Source organism: Paraburkholderia sp. PAMB 6770 (assembly GCF_057748135.1).
In genome coordinates, this window is the sequence record NZ_CM173238.1 from 2,295,063 (window position 1) to 2,319,269 (window position 24,207).

21 protein-coding genes are annotated in these 24,207 nt (G+C 68.4%); 3 read left to right on the forward strand and 18 right to left on the reverse strand.

Annotated elements, in window-relative coordinates; genetic code table 11:
- The first annotated feature begins 54 nt into the window (after window positions 1–54).
- Both AC3AP7_RS10380 and AC3AP7_RS10385 read left to right on the forward strand, forming a co-directional pair.
- Entirely contained in the window at window positions 55–894 is an 840-nt protein-coding gene (locus AC3AP7_RS10380; protein ID WP_475763343.1) for an EamA family transporter, read from the forward strand.
- 202 nt (window positions 895–1,096) lie between these two features.
- Window positions 1,097–3,085 carry a potassium transporter Kup gene (locus AC3AP7_RS10385; protein ID WP_475763341.1) on the forward strand — a complete coding sequence of 663 codons (1,989 nt, stop codon included), beginning with the start codon at window positions 1,097–1,099 and terminating at the stop codon, window positions 3,083–3,085.
- A gap of 134 nt (window positions 3,086–3,219) precedes the next feature.
- On the opposite strand, the gene AC3AP7_RS10390 is transcribed toward AC3AP7_RS10385, so the two are convergent.
- From AC3AP7_RS10390 to AC3AP7_RS10425, 8 genes are all read right to left on the reverse strand, one after another.
- Complete coding sequence (locus AC3AP7_RS10390; protein WP_475763339.1) at window positions 3,220–3,783, reverse strand: hypothetical protein; 564 nt, start codon at window positions 3,781–3,783, stop codon at window positions 3,220–3,222.
- Window positions 3,784–4,669: 886 nt separating this feature from the next.
- Window positions 4,670–5,443, reverse strand: a complete 774-nt coding sequence (locus AC3AP7_RS10395) for an SDR family oxidoreductase (protein ID WP_475763337.1) — start codon at window positions 5,441–5,443, stop codon at window positions 4,670–4,672.
- The gene (locus tag AC3AP7_RS10400; protein WP_475763335.1) at window positions 5,440–6,534 is read right to left on the reverse strand and encodes an alcohol dehydrogenase catalytic domain-containing protein; all 1,095 of its coding nucleotides are present in this window, start codon (window positions 6,532–6,534) and stop codon (window positions 5,440–5,442) included. Before AC3AP7_RS10400 ends, AC3AP7_RS10395 begins: the two co-directional genes overlap by 4 nt.
- Before the next feature lie 38 nt (window positions 6,535–6,572).
- Entirely contained in the window at window positions 6,573–7,583 is a 1,011-nt protein-coding gene (locus AC3AP7_RS10405; RefSeq protein ID WP_475763333.1) for an ABC transporter permease, read from the reverse strand.
- Window positions 7,570–9,090 carry a sugar ABC transporter ATP-binding protein gene (locus AC3AP7_RS10410; RefSeq protein ID WP_475763331.1) on the reverse strand — a complete coding sequence of 507 codons (1,521 nt, stop codon included), beginning with the start codon at window positions 9,088–9,090 and terminating at the stop codon, window positions 7,570–7,572. The genes AC3AP7_RS10405 and AC3AP7_RS10410 overlap by 14 nt, the downstream gene beginning before the upstream one ends.
- A 75-nt stretch (window positions 9,091–9,165) precedes the next feature.
- Window positions 9,166–10,104 (reverse strand): ABC transporter substrate-binding protein, encoded by a 939-nt coding sequence (locus AC3AP7_RS10415; protein ID WP_475763329.1) that lies wholly within the window; start codon window positions 10,102–10,104, stop codon window positions 9,166–9,168.
- Between the two features lie 121 nt (window positions 10,105–10,225).
- The gene (locus tag AC3AP7_RS10420) at window positions 10,226–11,206 is read right to left on the reverse strand and encodes an AraC family transcriptional regulator (protein ID WP_475763327.1); all 981 of its coding nucleotides are present in this window, start codon (window positions 11,204–11,206) and stop codon (window positions 10,226–10,228) included.
- 229 nt (window positions 11,207–11,435) lie between these two features.
- Complete coding sequence (locus AC3AP7_RS10425; protein ID WP_475763325.1) at window positions 11,436–12,422, reverse strand: sugar-binding transcriptional regulator; 987 nt, start codon at window positions 12,420–12,422, stop codon at window positions 11,436–11,438.
- A gap of 438 nt (window positions 12,423–12,860) precedes the next feature.
- On the opposite strand from AC3AP7_RS10425, the gene AC3AP7_RS10430 reads away from it, so the two are divergent.
- Entirely contained in the window at window positions 12,861–13,358 is a 498-nt protein-coding gene (locus AC3AP7_RS10430; protein WP_475763323.1) for a hypothetical protein, read from the forward strand.
- Here AC3AP7_RS10430 and AC3AP7_RS10435 read toward each other — a convergent pair.
- The 10 genes from AC3AP7_RS10435 to AC3AP7_RS10480 all read right to left on the reverse strand — a co-directional run bounded on the left by AC3AP7_RS10435 (window position 13,319) and on the right by AC3AP7_RS10480 (window position 24,193).
- Entirely contained in the window at window positions 13,319–15,046 is a 1,728-nt protein-coding gene (locus AC3AP7_RS10435) for a glycerol-3-phosphate dehydrogenase/oxidase (RefSeq protein ID WP_475763321.1), read from the reverse strand. The genes AC3AP7_RS10430 and AC3AP7_RS10435 overlap by 40 nt on opposite strands.
- Before the next feature lie 12 nt (window positions 15,047–15,058).
- Window positions 15,059–16,585: an FGGY-family carbohydrate kinase gene (locus AC3AP7_RS10440; RefSeq protein WP_475763319.1), complete on the reverse strand. Its 1,527-nt coding sequence runs from the start codon at window positions 16,583–16,585 to the stop codon at window positions 15,059–15,061.
- A gap of 61 nt (window positions 16,586–16,646) precedes the next feature.
- Window positions 16,647–17,099, reverse strand: a complete 453-nt coding sequence (gene derI, locus AC3AP7_RS10445) for a D-erythrulose-4-phosphate isomerase (RefSeq protein ID WP_475763317.1) — start codon at window positions 17,097–17,099, stop codon at window positions 16,647–16,649.
- A gap of 40 nt (window positions 17,100–17,139) precedes the next feature.
- A complete protein-coding gene (locus AC3AP7_RS10450; RefSeq protein WP_475763315.1) occupies window positions 17,140–17,901 on the reverse strand; it encodes a triose-phosphate isomerase in 762 nt (253 codons plus the stop codon).
- A 136-nt stretch (window positions 17,902–18,037) separates the two neighbouring features.
- Window positions 18,038–18,997 (reverse strand): D-ribose ABC transporter substrate-binding protein, encoded by a 960-nt coding sequence (locus tag AC3AP7_RS10455; RefSeq protein WP_475763313.1) that lies wholly within the window; start codon window positions 18,995–18,997, stop codon window positions 18,038–18,040.
- Window positions 18,998–19,083: 86 nt separating this feature from the next.
- The gene (locus AC3AP7_RS10460; protein WP_475763311.1) at window positions 19,084–20,169 is read right to left on the reverse strand and encodes an ABC transporter permease; all 1,086 of its coding nucleotides are present in this window, start codon (window positions 20,167–20,169) and stop codon (window positions 19,084–19,086) included.
- A gap of 30 nt (window positions 20,170–20,199) precedes the next feature.
- On the reverse strand, window positions 20,200–21,744 hold the full coding sequence (locus AC3AP7_RS10465; protein ID WP_475763309.1) for a sugar ABC transporter ATP-binding protein: 1,545 nt from the start codon (window positions 21,742–21,744) through the stop codon (window positions 20,200–20,202).
- Window positions 21,741–22,397 (reverse strand): DUF2291 family protein, encoded by a 657-nt coding sequence (locus tag AC3AP7_RS10470; protein WP_475763307.1) that lies wholly within the window; start codon window positions 22,395–22,397, stop codon window positions 21,741–21,743. The genes AC3AP7_RS10465 and AC3AP7_RS10470 overlap by 4 nt, the downstream gene beginning before the upstream one ends.
- Window positions 22,398–22,532: 135 nt before the next feature.
- Entirely contained in the window at window positions 22,533–23,183 is a 651-nt protein-coding gene (gene dhaL, locus AC3AP7_RS10475; protein WP_475763305.1) for a dihydroxyacetone kinase subunit DhaL, read from the reverse strand.
- Window positions 23,183–24,193 carry a dihydroxyacetone kinase subunit DhaK gene (locus AC3AP7_RS10480; protein ID WP_475763303.1) on the reverse strand — a complete coding sequence of 337 codons (1,011 nt, stop codon included), beginning with the start codon at window positions 24,191–24,193 and terminating at the stop codon, window positions 23,183–23,185. Before AC3AP7_RS10480 ends, dhaL begins: the two co-directional genes overlap by 1 nt.
- Window positions 24,194–24,207 lie beyond the last annotated feature (14 nt).

Below are 24,207 nucleotides of genomic sequence, written 5' to 3' on the forward strand. Positions count from 1 at the left end.
TGCCACCCGGCAGCAAGATAGATATTCTGCTTCCTGATACCTTGGAGCGAACCCATGTCCGTCGATGTCATGCTGATCGTGCTGTTCGCGGCGTTCCTGCACGCGAGCTGGAATGCCGTGGTGAAGTCCAGCCCGGACAAGTTTCTCGACGTGGTGTTCGTGACCGCCGGGGCCGCGCTCCTGTGCGTCGTCGCCCTTCCGTTCGTCGCGGCGCCGCTCGCGCCGAGCTGGCCGTTTATCGGCGCGTCCGCTGCGATTCACGTGCTGTACTTCCTGCTGGTGGGGGCCGCCTATCGCAGCGGCGACATGAGTCATGCGTATCCGCTGATGCGCGGCACGCCGCCGCTGCTCGTCGCGCTCGCGAGCGGTCCGCTGATCGGCGAGCGGCTGACGGGCGGCGAATGGAGCGGCATCCTGCTGATCTGCGCGGGCATCCTCGGTCTGCTGTTCACGCACGCGAGCCGCGGCCTCGCGAACCGCACGACCCGTCTCGCGCTGGCGAACGCGGCGGTCATTGCTGGCTATACGCTCGTCGACGGCACCGGTGTGCGCGTATCCGGGCATCCGGTCGCGTACACGATGTGGATCTTCGCGCTGACCGCGCCGCCGCTCGTGATCTGGGCCGCGCTGCGCCGCGGCCCGGACCTGCTGCGCCACGGCCGCGCCCGCGTGCCGCTCGGGCTCGCGGGCGGCGCCTGCACGCTCGCCGCGTACACGCTCGTGCTGTGGGCGATGACGCGCGCACCCGTCGCGCTGGTCGCGGCGCTGCGCGAAACCGCGATCCTGTTCGGCGCGCTGCTGTCGGCGTTCGCGCTGAAGGAGCGCCACGGCTACGGACGCTCGCTTGCGGCAGTCGTGATCCTGCTCGGCATCGTGACGCTCAAGCTCGCGTAAGCGCGTCCGCCAGTGCAAGCCCGCGCCACGAGGGCGCAGGCGCGCGCGCCGGCCCCGCCACGACGACGCCACAGCCGCACCAAGGCGCCACCACGGCGCCCAGGGCTGCGCTGCGCCGCACCGGCGCGGCACGGCATTTGCTGCATCGGGCACCGTCCCGTTTCCGCACGGACGCCGCCCGGTTGCGGCGCCGGTCAAGCCCATGAAAGCGTCCCGTCCTGCCTCCCCCGCCGCCGCCTGCGCGGCGCGCGCCGACACCGCAGCGCTGCCGGGCAACGCGCCGTGCGCCGAGCAGCGTGTCCCCGCACCCCGGCCCGCGCGCGAGCCGGCCGCTTCGGCGCTCGTGCTCGGCTCGCTCGGGGTCGTGTTCGGCGATATCGGCACCAGCCCGATCTACGCGCTGCGCCAGGGCGTGATGGACGCCGGCACCTCTGCTGCGCCGGTGGTGATGGGCACGCTGTCGATGATGCTGTGGGCCATCGTGATCGTCGTCATGCTGAAGTACGCGTGCTACGTGATGCGCGCGGACAACGAGGGCGAAGGCGGCATCATCGCGCTCTCGGCGCTCGTGAAGGCGAGCTTCGACGATGCATCCCGGCCCCTGCCGCGCACGCTGCTGCTGGTGGGCCTGTTCGGCGCGGCGATGTTCTACGGCGACTCGATGCTCACACCGGCGGTCTCGGTGCTCTCCGCAGTCGAGGGCTTGCGGCAGATCGACCCGCATTTCGGCCGGCTGGTCGTGCCGCTCGCCACGCTCATCCTGATCGCGCTGTTTCTGTTCCAGCGGCACGGCACCGGCGTGGTCGGCCGCTGGTTCGGACCGGTGATGGCGCTGTGGTTCCTCTTTCTCGCCGCGACCGGCGTCTACCGGATCGTGCAGCACCCGCGCATCCTCGCCGCGCTCTCGCCCGCCTGGGCGCTGCGGCTCGTCGAGCACGCGCCGGGCACCGCGTTCGTGATCCTCGGCGCGGTGATTCTCGCCTTGACGGGCGCCGAGGCGCTCTATGCCGACATCGGGCACTTCGGCACGAAGCCGATCCGCACGGCGTGGCTGCTCGTCGTGTTTCCATCCATCGTGCTCGGCTACTTCGGACAGGGCGCGACGATCCTGTTCCAGCCGGGCTCGGCGCAGCAGCCGTTCTTTCACGCGGTCCCGCACTGGGCGCTGATGCCGGGTGTCGCGCTCGCCATGCTGGCCACCGTGATCGCCTCGCAGGCGGTCATCTCGGGCGCGTTTTCAATGACGAGTCAGGCGATCGAACTGGGCTTCATGCCGCGGCTGCGCGTCGTCGAAACCTCGCGCCGGCAGCGCGGGCGCGTGTACGTGCCGGCGGTCAACGCGGTGCTGTTCGCCGCCGTGCTGTTTCTCGTGCTGACGTTCCGTTCGTCGGCGAAGCTCACGTCCGCCTACGGCATTGCGGTCGCGTTGACGATGTTCACGACGACGCTGCAGATGGTCGGCCTGTCGCGACATGCGTGGAAGTGGCCGGTGTTCGCGGTGGCGGCGGTCGCACTTGCGCTGCTGGCGGTCGACGGCATGCTGATCGCCGCGAACGTGCCGAAGATCGTCGACGGCGGCTGGTTCCCGATCTCGGTCGGCCTGCTGCTCTTCGCGCTGATGACGACGTGGTATCGCGGACGCCAGATCGCCGCGCGCAGCGCGCGCGAAAGCGAACCGCTCGACGCATTTCTGCCGCGGCTGCTCGCCGAGGCCGAGCCGCTCGCGCGGGTGCCCGGCACCGCCGTCTACCCCGGCAGCACGCCCGGCGCGACACCGCCGACGCTGCACCACAACGTGCGCCATAACCGCGTGCTGCACCGGACCGCGATCGTGTTCGCGAATCTCGCCGAATCCGCGCCGCGCGCCAACAGCGACACGCGCCTCGAAGTCACGGACCTCGGCCACGGCTGTTTTCAGGTGGTCGCGCGTCATGGCTTCGTCGAACGGCCGAATCTGCCCGCGCTGCTCAAGTTGCTGGAAGGCAAGCTCGGCGACTGGCGCTACGATCCGGCGCACACCACGTATTTCCTGCCGCGCGACGAAGTGATCGCGCCCGACGGCACCGAGGCAATGGCGCGCTGGCGGCACGCGCTGTTCGCGCAGATGTCGTTTCATTCGGCATCGAGCGCCGAATACTATGGGCTCGCGCCGGAAAGCGTGATCGAAATGGGCGCGCAGGTGGCGATCTGAACGGACCGGCGGCAGGCGTGCGCCCGTGGTTCGCTCATTCGCGCGCGGCTTGTTTATGCGGCTTGCCCGGCTTGCCCGGCTTATGCGGCTTGCCCGGCTTATGCGACTTGTGCGACTTGTGCGGCTTATGCGACTTATGCGGCGTCGACCGGCTCCACGACGCGGGTCGGATCGAAATCCGCCCAGCGGCCTTGCTGCCAGCGCCCGGTGGCGCGCTCGATCTCCAGGCTGCCGGCTTCGCGCAGGACCTCGGTGGCCGTCTGCTGCGTGTCGGGCGTGACGTGGACCGCGAGCAGCACGCCCGAATCGCGCGATTCGCGATGCACATGGGCGCGCGGAATCCGTCCGCCGCCGCGCATGTGCGACATCGCGCCGGCCAGCGAGCCGACATACGCGCCGACGCCTGCTGCGACGATCAGCACGAGCAGCGACGCGGACATCGAGCGGAAGATGGCAACGCCGACCACCGCGCCGATCAGCGCGCCGATTGCGCCCCCCTTGCCGGCTCCGGTGCTGGCCCGCTCGGACTCGCTGTCGACGCCCACGTCGCCGCCGATCGGATGACGCGCGTGCTGTCCGCGCGGATTCACGAAGAACAGCGACACGTCCTCTTCGACGAAGCCGCGCGCGAACAGCCGGCTCGCGGCATCCTCGGCGGCGGGAAAGGTCGTAAAGCGACCGGCTACGATCAGTGACATGATGGCTCTCAGGAAGGTCTTCCGGTGGACGGCGGCCGCGCCTCGGCATGTGCATCGGCCCGCCCCTGCCTCGACACTTCCGCTCCTTGACGACGCACGCTGCGTCACGGCATGCGCCGCGCCGGCTGCGTCGCGTGCTGCGCGTGCGGCGCAATGTCGGTCGGGCCCACGCCTTTCCGTCCGCCGGCACATCGCGAGCGATCGTACATCGACCGGCGGTTGCCTGTGGGCGCAGCAAGGCCGATGCCCGCGCTCGCGCGGTGGTGCCGGTGGGGCCGGTGGTGCCGGTGGGGCTTGTAACGCTTGTGGTTCGTCGCTCCGTGACGCACAGCGCGATCCCGCGTGGCCTGCGTTGCAGGCCCATGCTTCGCCAACCGATGCGTTCCGGGCCGATCGGCAAGGCCATCGTCCCTTGCGTTGCAAACTTTACGGGGACGTTGCAATGCTTGCGCGCGCCGCGCCGCACGGGCGCACCGCCGGGTCCGGCGAGCGCGGCACGCGGATTGCACACGATCGCACACGCGGATCGCACACGCCGGCTGCACACGCTTCACCCGCACGCGGACCGCACGAAGATCGCACGAAGATCGCACGCAGACCGGCCGTGCCCCTGCCCATCGACATCGAAAGGAGTTCTTCATGACCGCAGCGACGGCGGGGTTCCGGCCCCTCACCCGAACACGCATCCGCCCTGGCGCCCACCTGCCGTCCACGCCGCCCGCAGACCCGCATCGCAAGCCCCCGCCGCCGCCGCTGCCCGACGACATGCCGCCGCCGTTGCCCGAGGGCGACCCGCCCACGGACGCGCCGCCCGAACGCGCGGCATGACGGCACGCATGCCGGGCACCCCTACGAAACGCGTCCGCGCTACCGCCGGGCAGCGCCGTTACCGTGCCGTATACCCGCCGTCCACCGGCAGCGACACGCCGCTGATCATCGACGCCGCGTCGCTCAGCAGAAACAGGATCGGCGCCACCACCTCGTCCGGCTGCGCGAAGCGCCCAAGCGGAATCGCGGCGAGCATCGGATCGCTTTTCGCCGGATCGCTCCATGCGAAGGTCGCCATCGGCGTCAACGTCACGGTCGGATTCACGCTGTTCACGCGAATGCCGTGCGGGCCGAGTTCGATGCACAGCACGCGCGTGATCGCGTCGAGCGCCGCCTTCGACGCGCAATAGCTCAGATGGGCGGGCAGACCGACCAGCGCGGCCTGGCTCGACACGTTCACGATGCTGCCCGCGACGCGCCCCCTGTCGTGCCCGCCGCCGCGCGCATCGCACCTGAGCATCCCGCGCGCGACGGTGCGCGCGACAAGCGCTGCGCCGCGCGCGTTGACCGCCATCACGCGATCGAAGTGCTGTGCGTCGACATCGAGCGACGATTCGAGCGACGACACGCCCGCGCAGTTCACAAGACCGTCGAACGCATCGAGCGCGCCCAGCGCGGCGTCGATCGCATCGCCGTCGCCGGACACGTCGAGTCGCAGCGTCTCGCAACCGGCTTCGCCGGCAAGCGCAGCGAGCGCGGTCATGTCGCGCGCCGCCGCCACGACGTGCGCGCCGTCGCGCGCGAGCGCGCGGGCGCACGCGCGCCCGATGCCGCTCGATGCGCCCGTGACCAGCACCCGCTTGCCGGCGAAATCGAATCGGGCGGCCGTCATGATCCGCGCGCGGGCTTCAGCAGCACCTTGACCGACTCCGGCGAGTTCGCGATCCGGATCGCCTCGTGCCACTCGTCGAGCGTGAAGCCGTGCGTGACAATCCCTTTCGACGTGACGAGCCCCCTCGCGAGCAGGTCGATCGCGACCGGATAGCAGTACGGCCCCAGATGCGCGCCGCGCACGTCGAGTTCCTTGCGATCGCCGATGATCGACCAGTCGACGGTCGCATCCTCGCCGAACACGCTGAATTCGACGAAGCGCCCGAGCTTGCGGATCAGCGCGAGCCCCTGGCTCACGCCGGCCGCGACGCCGGTGGTTTCGATGTACACGTCGCAGCCGTAGCCGCCGGTGAGCGCCTGCACGATCGCGAGCGCGTCGTCGCGCCGCGGGTTGATCGTCACGTCCGCTCCGTACTGCTTCGCGAGATCGAGGCGTTCGTCGAGCATATCGATCACGACGAGCTTCTTCGGCGTCTTCAGGCGCGCAACCTGGGTCATCATCAGACCCAGCGGCCCCGCCCCCGCGATCACGACGACGTCGTCCAGCTGGATGTCGCCGCGATTGACCGTATGGATCGCACACGACAGCGGCTCGATGATCGCCGCGTCTTCGAGCGACACGCCAAGCGGGATCTTGTGCACGATCGCGGTGGACGGAATGCGCATGTACTCGGCCATGCCGCCGTCGGCGACCTCGCGCTGAAAGCCGAAGATGTGGTGCACCTCGCACATCCAGTACTCGCCCGAGCGGCAATAGCGGCACTTGCCGCACGGCACGATCTGCTCGGCGATCACGCGCTCGCCCATCTGCACACCGAAATGTTCGGCCGCGCCGCTGCCGAGTTCCTCGACATAGCCGAAGAATTCGTGGCCTGGAATGACCGGCGCCTTCACCCACGGGCTCGACCCGCCCCAGAACATCTTCGCGCCCTTGTAGCATTTGCAGTCGCTCGCGCAGATGCCGCACGCGGCGATCCGGATCACCAGTTCGTGCGGACCCGCGCGCGGCTTCGTCACACGCTCGACGCGGTAGTCTTCGGGCGCGTGGCAGACAATCGCGGTCATGTCCTGCGTGGCTTCGTGTGTCGTCATGGGAAGTCCCTGTGTGTCGGTAGCGACGATGAGTTGAGTTACCGCGAGCGTTCGCGGCTGATATAGATCGCGAGCAGGATGATTGCGCCCTTGATCACGTTCTGCACATAAGGATCGACGCCGATCATGTTCAGGCCGTTGTTCAGCACGCCGAGCAGCAGCGCGCCGATCAGCGTGCCGACGATCGAACCGCGCCCGCCGGAGATCGACGTGCCGCCCATCACGACGGCCGCGATCGCATCGAGTTCGAAACCGACGCCCGCGTTCGGCTGTCCGCTCATCAGGCGCCCGGTCAGCACGATCGCGGCAATCGCGGACGTGAAACCGGAAATCGTGTAGACGAGCAGCTTCACGCGCGCGACCCGCACGCCGGACAGACGGGTTGCCTGCTCGTTGCCGCCGATCGCGTACACGTAGCGGCCGAACGGCATGCGTTCGAGCAGCAGCCATGCGCACAGGTAGACCCCCAGCATCACGAGCACCGGCACCGGCACGCCGAGCGCATTGCCGTTGCCGAAGACGCCGATCCAGTCCGGCAGCCCGTCGATCGGATAGCCGCCCGTGTAGATCAGCCCGAGCCCGCGCGCGATGCCCATTGTCGCGAGCGTCACGATGATCGACGGCATGCCGGCCTTCGCGACGAAAAAGCCGTTCGCCGCGCCAAAGCCGATGCCGACCGCGAGCCCGACGCCGAACGCCGCCACCGCGTTGAGGCCGGCGGCCATCAGCCCCGCCGCGAGCGTGCCCGAGAGCGCCATCACCGAGCCGACCGACAGGTCGATGCCGCCGGTCAGGATCACGCAGGTCATCCCGACCGCGATGATCGCGTTGATCGACACCTGGCGCAGCACGTTCTCGAGATTCGCCGCACTCAGAAAGCTGCGGCTCGCGACCATCATCACCCCGCAGACGACCACGAGGCCGAGCAGCGGATAAAACAGCGTCGAGCGTGTCAGGTTCGCCCAGCCAGCGACGAGCGGCGCGTGGCGCGCCTGCGCGGCGGCGGCCGGCACATTCGAGGAAGAAGACGAGGTATCAGGCTGGTTCATGGGTCGCTCCTGGCTTGCCGGCCGTCGCATAGGTCATGACCGTGTTCGCGTTGATGCTGTCGCCTTCGAGCGTGGCCTCGATGCGCCCCTGGCGAAATACGCAGACGCGGTCGCACATGCCGACGATCTCCGGCAGTTCCGATGAAATCATGATGATCGCGTAGCCGCGCGCGGTGAGTTCGCGCATCAGCCCGTAGATCTCCGCTTTGGCGCCGACGTCGATGCCGCGCGTCGGCTCGTCGAAGATCAGGATCTTCGTGTGGTGGTTGAGCCAGCGCGCGATCACCACCTTCTGCTGATTGCCGCCGGACAGCGCCGCGACCTCGGTGTGCATCGACGGCGCCTTCACGCCGACGCGCTTCATGATGTCGGCCGTCGTGCGCGCCTCGTGGCCGCGATCGATGAAGCCGCCCGCGCGGCGGTACTTGCCGAGGTTGTTCAGCGAGATGTTGTCGCGGATCGCAAACGACGTGACGAGCCCTTCCGTCTTGCGGCTCTCGGGCAGCATGCCGATGCCGGCGCCGAGCGCATCGGCGGGATCGGCGAGCTGCGCGGGCGCGCCGTGCACGCGAACCGACTTGCGCCACGCGCGGTCCGCGCCGATCACCGCGCGCACCGTCTCGGTTCGCCCCGAACCGACGAGGCCCGCAAAGCCGAGAATCTCGCCTTCGTGCAGCGTGAACGCATTCACCGGCGCGTCTTTCGCCAGCTGCAGCGCGCTCACTTCGAGCACGGGTTGCGCATCCGCGCGCGGCGCGGGCCGCGGCGGAAAGCCGTGTTCGACGCGCCGCCCGACCATCATCTCGACGAGACGGCCGACGTCCGTCCGCGCGACGTCGGTCGTGCCGATGTACTGGCCGTCGCGCAACACCGTGATCCGGTCGCACACGTCGAAAATCTCTTCGAGGTGGTGCGAGATGAAGATCATCGTCACGCCCTGCCGTTTCAGCTCGCGCATGATCGCGAACAGATGGGCCGCTTCGGCCGGCGTAAGGGTGGCAGTCGGTTCGTCGAGGATCAGGATGCGCGCGTCGAGCGACAGCGCCTTGCCGATCTCGACGAACTGCTGCTGGGCGACCGACAGCGTGCGAACCGGCGCGTCGAGCGGGATCGCGACGCCGAGCCGCGCGAAGATCGCCGCGGCGCTGCGGCGCATGGCCGCCCGGTCGCGCAGGCGCCAGCGGTTCGTCCGCTCGCGGCCGAGAAACAGGTTGTCGACCGCGTCCAGATGCGGGATCAGGCTGAACTCCTGAAACACGATCCCGACGCCCGCGGCCACCGCGTCGTGATAGTTCGTGAAGTGGCGCGCCTCGCCGTCGATCCCGATTGCGCCGTCGTCGGGCGGATAGATTCCGCAGAGAATCTTCATCAGCGTCGATTTGCCCGCGCCGTTTTCGCCGAGCAGCGCGTGAATCTCGCCGCGCGCAATCTCGAGATCGATGCCTTGCAGCGCCTTCACGCCCGGAAAGCTTTTCGTGATCCGTTCGAGTCTGAGTATCGTATCCATCTGCTGCTCCCGTGCCGCGGCGCCGTCGCGCATCCGTGCCGCGACGCCGCCTCCGGCCGCTGTTATCCGTTGCCGTTACCAGCTGAAGCCCTTCGCGTTGCTCCGGTCGATCACCTTCACGTCGACCGGGATCGCCTTCGGCACCGTGGCACCCCACTTCTTCGCGAGCGCGATGCCGAGCGCAATGCGCACCTGGTCGGCCGGGAACTGCGCGGTCGTCTCGATGAACTTCGAGTCCGGCTTCTGGATCGCGGCGATCGCCTCCGGCGCGCCGTCCACGCTCGTCAGCCTGATGTCCTTGCCGGAGCCTTCGATCGCGCTCAACGCGCCCATCGCGCCGCCGTCGTTCACGCTGAACACGCCCTTCAGGTTCGGGTGGGCGGAAATCATGTTTTCGGTCACGGAGAGCGCGGTCGCGCGTTCCTGCTTGCCGTTCTGCGTATCGACCAGCTTCACGCCGGGGAACTTCGCGAGCGCCGCCTTGCAGCCGCGCACGCGTTCGAGAATCGGCACGACCGGAATGCCGTCGAGGATCGCGACCTCGCCGTTGCCGCCGATCGCCTTCGCGAGGTACTGGCACGACAGCAGCCCCGCATCGTAGTTTTTCGAGCCGACAAACGAATCGACCGGGCCGTCCGCGTTCGCATCCACCGCGACCACCACGACCCCGGCCCGCTTGGCGGCGGTGACCGCGGACTGGATGCCGGTGGAGTCGGTCGGATTCACGAGCAGGATGTCGATCTTCTTCTGCAGCATGTCCTCGACGTCGTTGACCTGCTTGCTGACGTCGTGATGCGCATCGGTCACGATCACCTGCGCGCCGATCGACGCGGCCGCCGCATCGAGCGCTTTTTGCATCGTCACGAAGTACGGGTTGTTCAGTTCCTGGAACGTCATGCCGATCCGCAACGGCGCGGCATGGGACGACACCGGCAGCACGAGTGCCGTGGCGAGCGCGCCTGCCACGGCGACCGGGCGAAGCGGCATGAAGGACTTGAAGGACTTGAAGGGCATGACAGTGTCTCCTAGGATGTGATGCAGCTTTTTTCAGGGTGAACGAAGCCCGCACACCCGCGAAGAACGGGTGCGGCAGGGTACTACCGGAGCGTGGAAATCGCGTGGAGCGAGACGCCCGCTATCGGGGCGGAGGACTCAGTGCCGCGCCGACGGGTGTCGCGTACCGGCCGTTCAGGCCCGGTGTCGATACGTGGTCGGGGCTGCCCTCGGACGGCGCGTGCAGGTTCGTCTCGCGGCTGCGCGCGTTCAGGCGCTGCAGCGCGCGGAACTCGGACGGCGACATGCCCTTGGCCGCGCGAAACTGGCGGTTGAAATTCGATACGTTATTGAAGCCGGACTGGAAGCAGATATCCGTGATGCTCATCCCGTCGGCGAGCAGCATGTGGCACGCCGCCTCGATCCGCAGACGGTTCACGTACTGCACGAACGGGGTGCCCATGTGCCGGTGGAACGCGCGCGAAAACGTCCTGACGCTCTGCCCGGTCAGCCGGGCGAGATCCGATTCCCGCAGATCGGATGCGAGGTTCTTGCCGATGTACGCGAGCGCGTGGCTCAGATGCGTGGACGGCACCTCGGTCTGCGCGTAGCCGACGCTCGCGAGCGGCGTCTGCTCCTTCGCTTCGCACAGGCGCTCGAAGATGCGCAGGAACAGCGAGATACGGCGCATCCCGCGTGCCGCGATGAGCGCTTCGAACAGCGGCGCGATCGCCGCACTCGTGTCCGCATCGAACAGGATGCCGCGGCGCGCGCCGTCGAGCAGCGGCTGGGCGTCGTGGCACTCGGGAAACGCGCTCATGCAGCGTTCGACGAACGGCTGGCCGAACTGGATCACGAGATTGCGGCGCTCGACGTGCTCGCCGTCGGACACGTCGCTGACCCAGTTGTGCGGCAGGTTCGGCCCCATCAGCACGAGATTGCCCGGCGCGAACGCGCCAACGTGATCGCCGACGAAGTAGCGGCCGCTCGTCGCGACGATCATCTGCAACTCGAACTCGGGGTGGAAATGCCAGCGGACCGTCTTGTACGGGTAGCCGTGCGACCAGGCCTTGAACGACTCGCCGCAGCGTACCTCAACGACTTCCAGATCCGGGCGCATCATGATGCCGTCTCCCCACTTGTATGATTCGGTCCGCCTCGCCCGGCCGGCACGATCACCGGCAAGCGCTTGCGTGAGTGGAAATTTACGGGTTGGGCCGCTTGTACTCCACTCACTTTAGGCCGTTTTTTCCATACTTTTTCGCCAGTTTCCGCACGCGATGGGCCAGGATGGCCAATATCTGCACGTCGCGGGCGCCGCGTGCGCTCGCGACGGCTTGTCAGGCCGGCGCTCAGGCCGGCCCGGCGGCGGCGGCCGCCGTGGCGCCCGCGGGACGGGTCGCCTCGTCGAGACTCAGGACCGCCTGCGCGATCGCCGTGGTCGTCGCGAGCGTGTTGATCGCACCGGTGCGCAGCGCGCCGAGCACCGCCGTGGTCTTGGTGATCTCGCTCGCGACCGCGATCACGTTCGGAATGCGGATCAGGTCCGCGAGCGACAGCCCGATCACGCGGCTCGCGAACGGCGTGCACACGGTGGCGCCGTTCAGATCGATGAAGTCGTAGCCCATCATGTCGCCGACCGCGCCCAGCTTGCGCGCGGCCGCAATCTCCGCCGCGGTGAACCAGCCCATGCGGACCATGCTGCTGTCCTCGTTGACTTCGCCAATGCCGATCAGCGCGAGCTGCGCGCGGCGCGCGTGGTCGAGCGTCTGCCGGACCGTGTCGTCGTCGAGCAGCGCCGCGCGCACCTGCGGGTCGATGACCAGCGCGGGCGCATAGAGCGTCTCGCTCTCGCCGCCGAAGCGCGCGGCGAAACGCCGGCACGTGTGATCGGCGTTCATCGTCTCGCCGCCGCGATACGCGCCGCCGATCGCGCAGACGAAGCTGCACTGGCGCCGCGTGGACGAGATCGCGTGGCCCGACACCGTGCTGATGTTGCGCCCCATGCCGACCGCCACGATCGTGTCGTCCGCGAGCACGCGGTCCAGATGGCTCGCGACAAGCCCCGCCAGCAGTTCGCGCTGCTTGTCCTGATCCTTGTGGTTCACGGAAATGATCGCGCGCTGCAAGCCGAAACGCGCCATCAGCGTCTGTTCGAGATCGCTCGTATCGCGCGCGTGGTGACGCACGCGGATCTCGACGATGCCCTCTTCCTGCGCGCGCTTGAGCAGCCGGCTGACCTTGGCGCGCGAGATCGAGAACGTCCGCGCGAGATCCTCCTGCGTCTGACCGTCGACGTAGTAGAGCATCGCGAGGCGGGTGAGTTCGTCGGTATCCATGGCGGCTTGACTTGATCCGGTGTCGGGACGCGCTGCGCGGACCGCGCGCGGGCTGCTCATTATAGGGGCCGCCCTTCGCGGCGCAGTCCGGGAGGAACGGTCCCGCCCGGGCCTGGCGGGGTCTGGCCAGGCTTACCCATATGAACATTTGATCATTATTGCACATATGATCAATTCGCCTCTCGATGCCTCCTCTCCGCTTTCAGGCCTATTAACCGCCTGAAGCACACATTTTAATTAAAAATCTCCGTAATTCGCGGCCCGATACCCCAAACCAGAAGAACATTGACAGCACACGCGCGCGTGGCTATATTTTCCGTCGCTGCGCATTTGATCAAACTCAATCAAATGATTGACCTGCCCAGGATGCGCGCGAGGCTCACGAGCCCGCCTTCGCCGACGCCGTCGGCGATGAATCCGCCATGAGGGGGTCCCGGCATGAAACGACCGCGGTCGGCAGTGCATCAGCGTTCAACGGCTTCCTTTCGGGCGGTGTCGAAAGACCTGCTGCTGCCGATCCCGGCGGAATGCGTGCGCAGCCTGTCGCTGCGAGGGCACCTCGCGCTCGTCGGCAGCCGCGCGCAGGAGGGCAATCGCGATTCGGTCATGCAACTGACGCGCATCGTGTACATGACGTTCTTCTTGCGGCAGATCAGCGTGGGCTGCACGGACGACGCGACGTTCCTCGCCGCCGAAGCCGCGCTCGACAAGACCGTCCAGGCCGCGCAGCACACCGGCCAATGGCAGGTGGGCGACGACGCAGTGCAGGCCATCGAAGCCCTTCTGCGGCTGTACGACGAAGAACTCGCCGCCGCTTCCGCCAAAACCTACTTCGCGGCCGAAAAGCGGCTGCAGCGCCTGCTGGGCTCGGCCGACGCGGCCTCGCCGCTGCGGCCTCAATGCGCCGCTTCGGAGGCCCGCATCGCCACGCCGTGACGCTCTTGCACGAGCGTGCTGAGCGCGTCGATTTCGCGCTGCGTGCGCAGCGCATCCCAGCCGAGCACGCCGGCCGCAAGCGCGGCGGTCTCGCTCAGCAGCGCGGGACCTAGCCGGCCGGCGAGCGCGAACGGCGTGCGGCGCAACAGCAGGTCGGCCAGATGCGTGACTGCTTCGTGCTCGCACAGGTACTGGATTTCGCGCACGGTGTAATCGGGCGCGCTGGCAAGCGGCACGTCGTCGGGGGCGCCCTGCAGCGGCGCGCAGAACTGCGCCACCGCCGACGCACGCGTGCCGTAACGCGACAGCAGCGCGTCGGCGCGCCCGGCGCTCACCGCGCCGCCGGCGGCCAGCGCGCTCACCCATGCGGCGCGGGCCGCCGCGCCGCGCGGGAAATCGCGGCCGCCGCCGATCGGCAGGTCGCGCGTATCGACGCGGCGCGTGCGTGCGAGGCGCGCGAGCACATCGTCCGTCACGGATGCCGCGAAGCCGCGAAACGTGGTCCATTTTCCGCCGACGAGCGACAGCACTGGAATCGGCGTGTCCGGGAGATGATCGACGTGCACGACGTGGTCGCGGCTCACGTCGCCCGGGTTCGCCGCGTCCGAATACGGCAGCGGCCGCACGCCGCTATAGCGGTAGACGATGTCCGCTGCGTCGAGCCGCAGCGCGGGAAAAATCTCCTTGAGCACGCCGAGCATGTAATCGACTTCGCTGTCCTCGCAGCGAACCCGGTCCGGGTCGTCGACGCGGATGTCGGTCGAGCCGACCAGCAGCTTGTCCATGAACGGATAGACGAGGCAGATGCGGCCGTCCCGCGATCCGAAGTACACCATGCGCCCACGCAACTGCGCATGCAGTTGCGGATGATCGACGATCAGGTGCGAGCCCTTCGCGCCGCCGATATAGTGCCGCTCGATGCCGAGCGAGCGGTTCACCCGGTCGATCCACGCACCGCCCGCGTTGATCACGAGCGTCGGCTTCACCGGGAACAGCCGGTCGTCCACGAGATCGCGCAGCCAGACCGTGTCGCCCTCCACATGGTCGACGCTCACGTAGTTCGCCGCGACGGACCGCTCGCAGGCGGCGAGGCCGTCGGCGACCAGTTCGTAATTCAGGCGTTCCGCCTGCGTCACCTGCGCGTCGTAATAGGTCGCCGTCGCCTTGATGGCCGGATCGAGCAGCGGCAGTTCCCGCCGCGCGCGGGCGCGCAGCGCGAGGCGGTGCCGCGGCATGGTCCGCGCATGCCGGCCGAGAAAATCGTACAGCGTCAGACCGAGCTTCGAAATGATCGCACCGCGATCCGCGAGCTTTGTCTTCACGCCGAAAAAGCGCAGCACCGACGCCATGATGCCGCCGAACACCGAATAGATCGGCAGCACGGTTTCCAGCGGCAGCACGACATGCGGCGCATTCTTCAGCAACAGGTTGCGTTCGAGCGTCGACTCGGCGACGAGCCGCAATTCGCCGGTCTCCAGATACTTCAGACCGCCATGGATCAGCCGCGACGGCGCCGAGCTCGCCCCCGACGCGAAATCGCCCTTGTCGATCAGCAGGCAATCGACCTGCTGCAGCGACAGGTCGCGGAACACGCCCGCGCCGTTGATGCCGCCGCCCACGATCAGCACGCTGATGCGCGGCTCCCGCGTCAGCTGATCGGGCACGCGTTCGCGCATTCGATTCGTCATCCTCAATTTTCCTTAGCCTTGCGCGGTCGCCGCGCGGTCGAGCGCCGGCCACAGCGGAGCGACGGCCGACAGAAGCTGGAGATACAGCCGATACGTGTCGCTGTAGCGCGCATGCCGTGCCGCATCCGGACGATGCGTGCGCTCGATGCGGCAAGCGTGCGCGCACGCTTGCGCGAGCGAGTCGAACAGCCCCGTGCCGACGCCCGCGCACAGCGCCGCGCCGAGCGCACTCGCCTCCTGGCTCTGCGGGATGTCGACCGGTATTCCGAGAATGTCGGCAAAGAGCTGCGCAAGAAACGGACTCGACGAGCCGCCGCCCGTCAACCCCGCACGGCTTGCGGCAAACGCGCTGGTGAGCGCCTCGACGTGATAGCGGTGGTTGAAGATCATCCCTTCGAGCACCGCGCGCGCCAGATGGCCGCGCCGGTGCCAGCTGCGCATCCCGAAGAACGATGCGCTTGCCGGCTCCTCGAACGGCGAGCCGAACAGGAACGGGTGGAACATCACGGAGCTCGGCCCGCTGAAGGCCGCCTGCAGTTCGTCCTCGATCAGCGCGAACAGCGACACGCCGCGCCGCGCGGCCTCGTTGGCTTCGTGTGCGAAGCATTCGCGCAGACACCAGTCGACATTGCTCGACGACGCGGGCGAAATCGACATGTTCATCCACTGGCCCGCTCGCGTGCCGTTGCGGCACGACCAGCGCGGATCCCGCTGCGGATGGTCGGACAGGATGCCGTTGATGCTGAAGGTCCCGGCCGTCATCGACAGCGCGCCGGCCTCGGTATACCCGATGCCGACCGCGCTCGACGTCACGTCGTGCAGACCGCACGCGACCGGCGTGCCCTCCCTGAGCCCGGTCTGCTGCGCCGCCTGCGCGCTCACGCGCCCCGCGAGCGCGGCCGACGGCACGATCGGCGGCAATGCGCCGGCAAGCGCGGTCAGACCGTAGAGCGCCAGCACGTCGCTGCTGTAGCCCTGCGTGCGGACATCGGTGAAGGACGAACTGGCCTCGGTCGGATCCGTCGCCGGCACGCCGGTCAGGCACAGACGCAGCCAGTCCTTGCAGAACAGCACATGGCCGATGCGCGCAAAGCGCGCCGGCTCGTTCACCTGAATCCATTTCAGCAGGCTCGCCGCCGCATACGGATAGGGGCGCTGCCCGCTCAGTTCGAGCGCCGCGTCGAGCACGCCGGCGTCGCGCCACTGATCGCGCACCTCGACAGCGCGGCTGTCGAGCGACAGGATGCCGGGGCCCAGCGGCGCGCCGGCCCGATCCACCAGATAGACGCCGTCGCCGTGCCCGGTCACGCCGACCGCGGCAATCGCGTCGGCAGGCACCTCGCTGCGCGCGAGCACTTCGCGGATCGCCTCGCGCGCGGCCGCCCACGTCTCGTCCATGTCGCGCTCGACGTGGCGCTCGCGCGGCTGGCGCTGCGGCACGCGCCGGCTGCCGACCGCAACCGTGTGGCCCGCGCTGTCGAACAGAACGGCCTTGGTCGCGGTCGAGCCGCTATCGAGGCCGAGCAGGTAGGTCTGCATCGTGTCTCCGATCCGCCGCCGCGACGCGCGTGTCAAGCGCCGTCGCGGCAACGGGCCGCGCCTAGCGGCGGTACTTCGAATCGACCGCGTCGATCGCCGACACGTTGCCCGCGCTTTTGCCCTGTTCGTCGAAGGTCTGCGCGAGGTACGCATCGACGATGGTCTTGGCCACTTCCGGCCCGATCACGCGCGAACCCATCGTGATGATCTGCGCGTTGTTCGACAGCGCCGCGCGCTCCGCCGAATACGTGTCGTGGCATAACGCGGCGCGAATGCCGCGCACCTTGTTGGCGGAAATGCACACGCCGATGCCGGTGCCGCACACGAGAATCGCGCGATCGTACTCGCCGCGCAGCACGCCGGACGCGACACGATCGGACAGATCCGCGTAGAACTCCTTCGGATCGGCCGCATTCTCCGATAGCTCGGACACGTCGTGACGGTCCTTCAGGTATTCCGCCAGGACATGGGCGAGGCCGGCTCCGGCACTGTCTCCCGCGATTGCAAGCTTCACGATGCTCTCCTTCAGATTAAAACGGCGTCGGACGGTGCACTCAGAGCACCGCGCGGACCCGTTCGATGATGTCCAGATAGCCGGCCACGTCCCACGCGGAACGGCCGATGAACAGGCCGTCGATATGCGCGCAGGCGGCCAGCTCCGCGCAATTGCCCGGGTTGACCGAACCGCCGTACAGGCACGGCACGCGCCGGCCCAGCACGTCGTGCGCGACCGCGATGATCTCGGCCTGGCGCGCGTCCGCGTAATCGGCGCTTGCGGGTACGCCGCGCTCGCCGATCGCCCAGACCGGCTCGTACGCGAACAGCAACGGCGCGTCCTGCTGCGCCGGGGCGAGGCGCGCGAGCGCGCCGCGCACCTCGGCGGCGAGCACCTCGGCGGCGCGCCCGCTTTCGCGATCGGCCAGCGTCTCGCCGATGCAGATGAGCGGCGTCAGCCCGTGGCGCACCGCGGCCTCGACCTTCAGCCCGACCGTCTCGTCGGTCTCGCCGAAATGCTCGCGCCGCTCGGAGTGGCCGAGCTCGACGAGGTCCATTGCGCAATCCACCAGCATCGGCGGCGATATCTCGCCGGTCCACGCGCCGTGATCGGCCCAATGCATGTTCTGCGCGCCGACCTTCACGCTCGTGTGCGCAAGCAGCGCCTTCACTTCGCGAATCGCCGTGAACGGCGGAATCACGAAGCGTTGCACCCGGGGATCGGCGTCGCCGGCGAGCAGACCTTCGGCGAAGGCCCGCGCCTGCGCCAGCGTCTTGTTCATCTTCCAGCTGGTGCCAATCCAGAAAGGGGTCTTGATCATGATGAATTCGTCAATCGGCTGCATGAGTGCGCGCCGCGTCGGCGCGCGGCGGGCGGCGCGAACCGCGCGCGCCCGCCCGGCCTGTCGACGCCCGCCGCCGGTGCATCGCAGCACCGCGCGGCGGCGGCGCGCCGGATTACTTCGCGAGCGTGAACGGTGCGATGTACTTCGACACGTTGGCCTTCGTGATCAGCACGCAGTCGAACAGCTGCTTCTCGCTCTTCGCGCCGGTCTTGCCCGTCTTCAGATACGAGTTCGCTTCTTCCACGGCCTTCGCGGCAAACGTCGCGACCGGCTGCAGCACCGTGTACTGCAGTTCGCCGGCCTTGATCGCCGCCACCGCCGCCGGCGACCCGTCGAAGCCGCCCACCTTCACCTGCGACAGCTTGCCCGCCTGCTTGAGCGCGGCGATCGCGCCGAGCGCCATCTCGTCATTGCCGCTGATCAGGCCGATGATGTCCGGGTGCGCCTGCAGCAGGCTCTGCGTCGCGTTGAAGCCCTGCGTGCGGTCCCAGTTCGCGACCTGCGAGCCGACTTCCTTCAGGTCGGGATACTGGCTCAGCACCGAGCGGTAGCCGTTCGAGCGCGTCGCCGCGTTGTTGTCGGACGGCGCGCCGAGCAGCTCGACAAAGTTGCCCTTCGTGCCGACGTCCTTCACCCATTGCTCGGCGCCGAGTGCCGCGCCCTGCGCGTTGTTCGACACGAGCTGCGCTTTCGCGAGACCTTCCTGGTTGATTTCGGCGTTGACGAGGAACACCGGAATATGCGCCGCCACGGCCTTCTTCACCGCGCCGATCGAGCCGCTCGCGTTCGCCGGATCGAGAATGATCGCCACCGACTTGTTGGTGATCGCGGTATCGATCAGCTGGCTTTCGGTGTTCGTGTCGCCCTTCGAGGCAGCGACGTTGGCGGTGTAGCCGAGCTTCTTCGCTTCGGCGGCCGCGACCTTGCCTTCGGTGAGCCAGTACGGGTTGGCCGGGTCGTTGACGATGATCGTCATGAGCCCGTGATTCGCTGCCGCCTGAGCCTGTCCGGCGAACAAAGGCATGGCAACGGCAAGCGCGGCGAGCAGCAGGGTTTTTTTCATGCTAGTCATGGTAGGTCTCTTTCTCGGTTGGTGATGGCGTGGTAATCCGACAAGCTTCCCGCAAGCCGGCGGGGCGACGCGTGCCGCCCTCCGGCTTACGTAGAAGTAGGTTGGCTGCCGGTCGACGCGGGACGCCTGACGCGGCGGCGATACTGGATGGCGTTCAGCATCACCGCGAGCACGATCACCGCGCCGGTGAACACCGTCTGCCAGTACGACGAAATGCCGATGATCACGAGGCCGTCGGACAGGAAGCCGATCACGAAGGCCCCGAGCAGCGTGCCGCGGATGTTGCCGGTGCCGCCCGTGAGCCGCGCGCCGCCGATGACCACCGCGGCGATCGCCGTCAGCTCGTAAGACAGGCCGGCCGTCGGACCGGCGGAGGTCAGCTGCGACGACAGGATCAGCCCCGCGATCGCGGCGCACACGCCCGACAGCATGTAGACGCCGATCTGCACCCGCTTCACCGGCACGCCGGACAGCTCGGCCGCGCGCTCGTTGCCGCCGGAGGCGTACAGCCAGCGGCCGAACGCGGTGCGGCCGAGCAGGATCGCGCCGAGCACCGAGACGACCGCGAGGATCAGCACGCCGACCGGAACGTCGAACAGGCGATTGAAGCCGAGCCAGTTGAAGCCCGTGTTGCCCAGATCGGCGCGCCCGCCGAGGTTGTTGTAGGTGAGGCCGTTGGTCATCAGCAGCGCGAGGCCGCGCACGACGTACATCACGCCGAGCGTGGCGACGAAGGCCGGCACCTTGAAGCGCGCGATCAGCACGCCGTTCACGAGGCCGATGAACGCGCCGAGCAGGCAGCACAGCACCACGACGACCCACACCGCCGGGTACAGCACGACGCCGAACAGATTCAGCGTCACGCCCTGCATGAAGAAGCCGGCGACCACGCCCGCGAGGCCGAGCGTCGAGCCGACCGACAGGTCGATGCCGCCGTTGATGATCACGAGCAGCATGCCGATCGCAAGGAGGCCGTAGATGGCCACGTGCGAGGCCATCGTCAGGAAGTTGTCCACTGAAAAGTAGTTCGGCGACAGCACCGAAAAGATGATGATGATCGCAATCAGCGCAAAGAATGCGCGCCCTTCGAGCAGGATCTTGCCGATCTCGAAGCCGTCGCCGAAACGGCCGGCGTGACGGTTCGACTGGGTGGTTTTGGCAGCGTCGTTCACGTTCGTGTCTCCGTACATGTCTTGTCTTGATCAGATCGCCACGGCCTCGCCGGAAGCGGCCATGATCTGGTCCTTGGTGGCATCGGCGCCGAATTCCGCGGATATCTTGCCCCGACGCATGACGACGATGCGATGCGCGATGCTCAGGCATTCGGCCACTTCCGAGGTGGAAAACACCACCGCGAGGCCGCGCGCGGCGCTCTCGCTCAGCAGCCGGAACACCTCGGCCTTCGCGCCGATGTCGATGCCGCGGCTCGGTTCGTCGAGCAGGATCACTTTCGGGCGGGTCGCGAGCATCTTGCCGATCACGACCTTCTGCTGGTTGCCCCCGGAGAGCGAACCGATCGCCGCGCCCGCGCCCGAAGTCTTCACGTGCACGTTGCGGATCGACTCGGCGATGATCGTGCGCTCGCGCGGAGTCGACAGCAGCAGCCCCTTGACGAACGTGCCGATGCTCGCGAGCGACAGGTTCGCGCCGACGTTCATCGTCTGCACGAGGCCGTCGCGCTGCCGGTCCTCCGGCACCAGCACGAGGCCGCGCGCAATGCGCCCGGCGATGTCGAGGCCGTCCACGTCCTCGCCTTCGAGCCGCACCGTGCCGCCCGTCGTCGGCACCCGTCCGGCCACCGCCTCGAGCAGCTCGGTGCGCCCGGCGCCCATCAGGCCGTAGATGCAGACGATCTCGCCCGCGCGCACGTCGAGCGACAGGTGATCGACGACCGACATGCCCGACCCGGACGCGTCGGCGACGCTCACGTCGTCGATCGACAGCGCGACCTCGCCGAACGCGTAGCCGCCCGGCGGCGAACCGAGATCGAAGTTCTCGCCGACCATGTTGCGCACGATCCACCCGAGGTCGATGTCCTTCGCCTCGGCGGTGGCGGTGATCCGGCCGTCGCGCAGCACGACCGCGTAATCGGTGATCTGCAGCGCCTCTTCGAGGTGATGCGAGATATAGACGATCGATACGCCGCGACTCGTCAGATCGCGGATCACCTTGAACAGCACCTCGACCTCGGACGCGCTCAGCGCAGAAGTGGGTTCGTCCATGATCAGGATGCGCGAATCGATCGACAGCGCGCGCGCGATCTCGACGACCTGCTGCTGGCCGAGACGCAGATCCTGCACGAGCGTGAGCGGATGGATCTGCTCCTCGTCGAGCGCCGTCATCAGTTCGCGCGTGCGGCGCGCTTCCTCCGCGAAGTTCACGCCGGTCGCGGTGCGCAGCTCGCGGCCCATGTAGATGTTGTCGCGCACGCTCAGGTTCGGCGCGAGGCTCAGCTCCTGGTGGATGATCGAGATGCCGTGATCGCGTGCGTCGTTCGACGATGCAAACGCGACACGCTCGCCGTCGAGCTCGATCTCGCCGGAGGTCGGCGTCTCGACGCCGGCGAGAATCTTCATCAGCGTCGACTTGCCGGCGCCGTTCTCGCCGAACAGCGTCGTCACCTTGCCGCGGCGAATCTCGAAGTTCACGCCCTTCAGCGCGTGCACGCCGCCATACGACTTGACGATATCGCGCGCGGACAGCACCACGTCGCCGGTTTCGGACGGGATCGGGAGCGCGCTCATCATTTCACGTCCAGCTTGACCGGCGTCACGAGCCAGCCGTTCGGGTTGATCAGCTGGAACGCGCCGACCACCGAAATGGTCTTGCCGGTCAGCTTGCTGGCGTCGATCTTCGCAAGCACGGCTTTTTTCATCGCCGTGTTGATCGCGTAGCCGGCGTTCTGGTAGTCGATCTGGTTCGTGAACTGCTCGAAGGTGATCGTGCCGGTCGCGTCGCGCAGGTCGGTGCCGTTGATCGCCGGGCCGGTCTGCACGCGAATCACCAGCGAGTCGGGCACGCCCGGCACCTTCACGGTGTAGATGCCCGAGTCGTCGCTGGTCGCCACGCCGGTGAACTTCACCGCCATTTCCGGCCCGATGCCGCCGCCCGGAATGCCGTACTGCTTGCCGGCGGCATCCTGATCCTTCGCGATCGCGGCGGCGAGCGTCGCCGCATCGACCGCGCGGTGCTCGATCGCAGCCTGCGTCTTCGGAAACTGGGTCACGCCATAGGCTGCCGGATCGAATGCCTTCACCTGGGTATCGTCGGCCGAGCCGATCTTCACGATCTTGACGCTCGCGGCCATCGCCCCGAGCAGCGCCAGCACCAGCACTGTCGCGACCGCGGTGGACACGCCGCGCCGCGAACGGCGCTTCAGCGAGGGAGCGATTGAGCTCATAGGAACAACTCCTGTACGTTGAAACTGCGGGCACGCCCAGCGGGCAGGCCCGCTTGCGTCGTGCCGCCCGGTTGCCGCGAGGCGTCTGCGGCGCACGCACGCGGATCGCTCCGCGCACGCATGCCGCCTGTCATGTCATGCCGTATCACGCTTGCTCCAGTCTTCGGCGATTACATCGAGCACGAGCGCCGCGGAGGCGGCGCCGGGATCGACGTGTCCGACGCTGCGCGCGCCGAGACGCGCGGAGCGCCCCTTCGTCGCCACCATCGCGCGGGTCGACTCGGCCCCATGTGCGGCCGCCTCGCGCACGCGCGCCATGATTTCGCGCAGCGGCCAGCCCGCTGCCATGCCCTGCGCGGCCGTCTGGGCCGCGGGCGCCCACACGTCGACCATCGTCTTTTCGCCGGGCTCGGCCTTGCCGCGCGTCCGGATGCCGTCGGCCATCGCGACGATCAGCGCCGGCGCTTCGGCGAGCGGCATCTGCGCGCGCACGCCGGCCACCCGCGCCGCGCGCATGAACGCGGTCGCATAGAGCGGCCCCGACGAGGCGCCCACCGCATTCAGGAAGCCCTTCGCCGCCGCGTTGAACTGGTCGGCGAGCGTGCCGGCTTCGGGCAGCGCCGCCAGCGCGCTGCACGCGCCGGCAAAGCCCTGCGCCATCGCGATGCCGTGGTCGGCATCGCCGATCTCGCCGTCGAGCCGGCACAGTTCGTCGCGCGCCGCGCCGAGCGTATCGGCGAGCTGACGGAACAGGCGCGCGACGTCGCCGGTGTCCAGTTCGGCCATCACGACGCCTCCTGGCGGAACATCGCGCACGCGCACGGATGATCGAGCAGGCGCTGCAGTTCGTCGTCGAGATGCATCAGCGTGATCGACGCCCCCGCCATTTCGAGCGACGTGCACAGCGGTCCCACGAGAGTCCGATGCACGACGAGTCCGGCCTGCGCGAGGCGCTGCGCGACGCGGCGGTTGACGATGTAGAGCTCCATCAGCGGCGTCGCGCCGAGCGAATTCACCAGCACCGCGACGCGTTCGCCGCGCGCCGCGCCCATTTCCGCGAGCAGCGCATCCATCATTTCGTCGACCACCGCGTCGGCGGGACGCAGCGGCTCGCGGCGCATGCCCGGCTCGCCGTGAATCCCCATGCCGACTTCCATCTCGCCTGCCGCGATGTCGAAATTCGCGCGCCGCGTCTGCGGCAGCGAGCACGGCGCCAGCGCGACGCCGAGCGTGAACGTGCGCGCGTTCGCGTGCCGCGCGACCCGCTCCACGTCGTCGAGCGGCATCATCAGATCGGCTGCGGCGCCGGCCGCCTTGAAGATGAACACGTTGCCCGCGACGCCGCGGCGCTGCGCGCGCTGATCGCGCGGCGCCGACGCGATGTCGTCGGTCGTCAGCACGGTGCGCGCCTCGACGCCGTCCAGCGCGAGCAGCTCGGCGGCCATGTCGAAGTTCATCACGTCGCCGGCGTAGTTGCCGTACATGAACAGCACGCCGGCGCCGCCGTGCGCGGCGAGCGCCGCGTCGACGGCCGGCTGCGGCGGCGGCGACGCAAACACGTTGCCGATCGCCGCCGCGTCGGCGAGCCCCTTGCCGACGAAGCCGAGAAACGTCGGCTCGTGGCCCGAGCCGCCGCCGATCACCAGCGCGACCTTGCCCGCGCGCGGACCGTGACGCGCGACGATCGCGCGCGGCGCGGCGTCGCTGCGCATCAGCACGTCGCCGTGGGCGGCCAGCACGCCTTCGAGCATTTCATCGACGGCGGCGTCGCCGTCGTTGATCAGCTTCTGTGTCATCACGCGGTCCATGG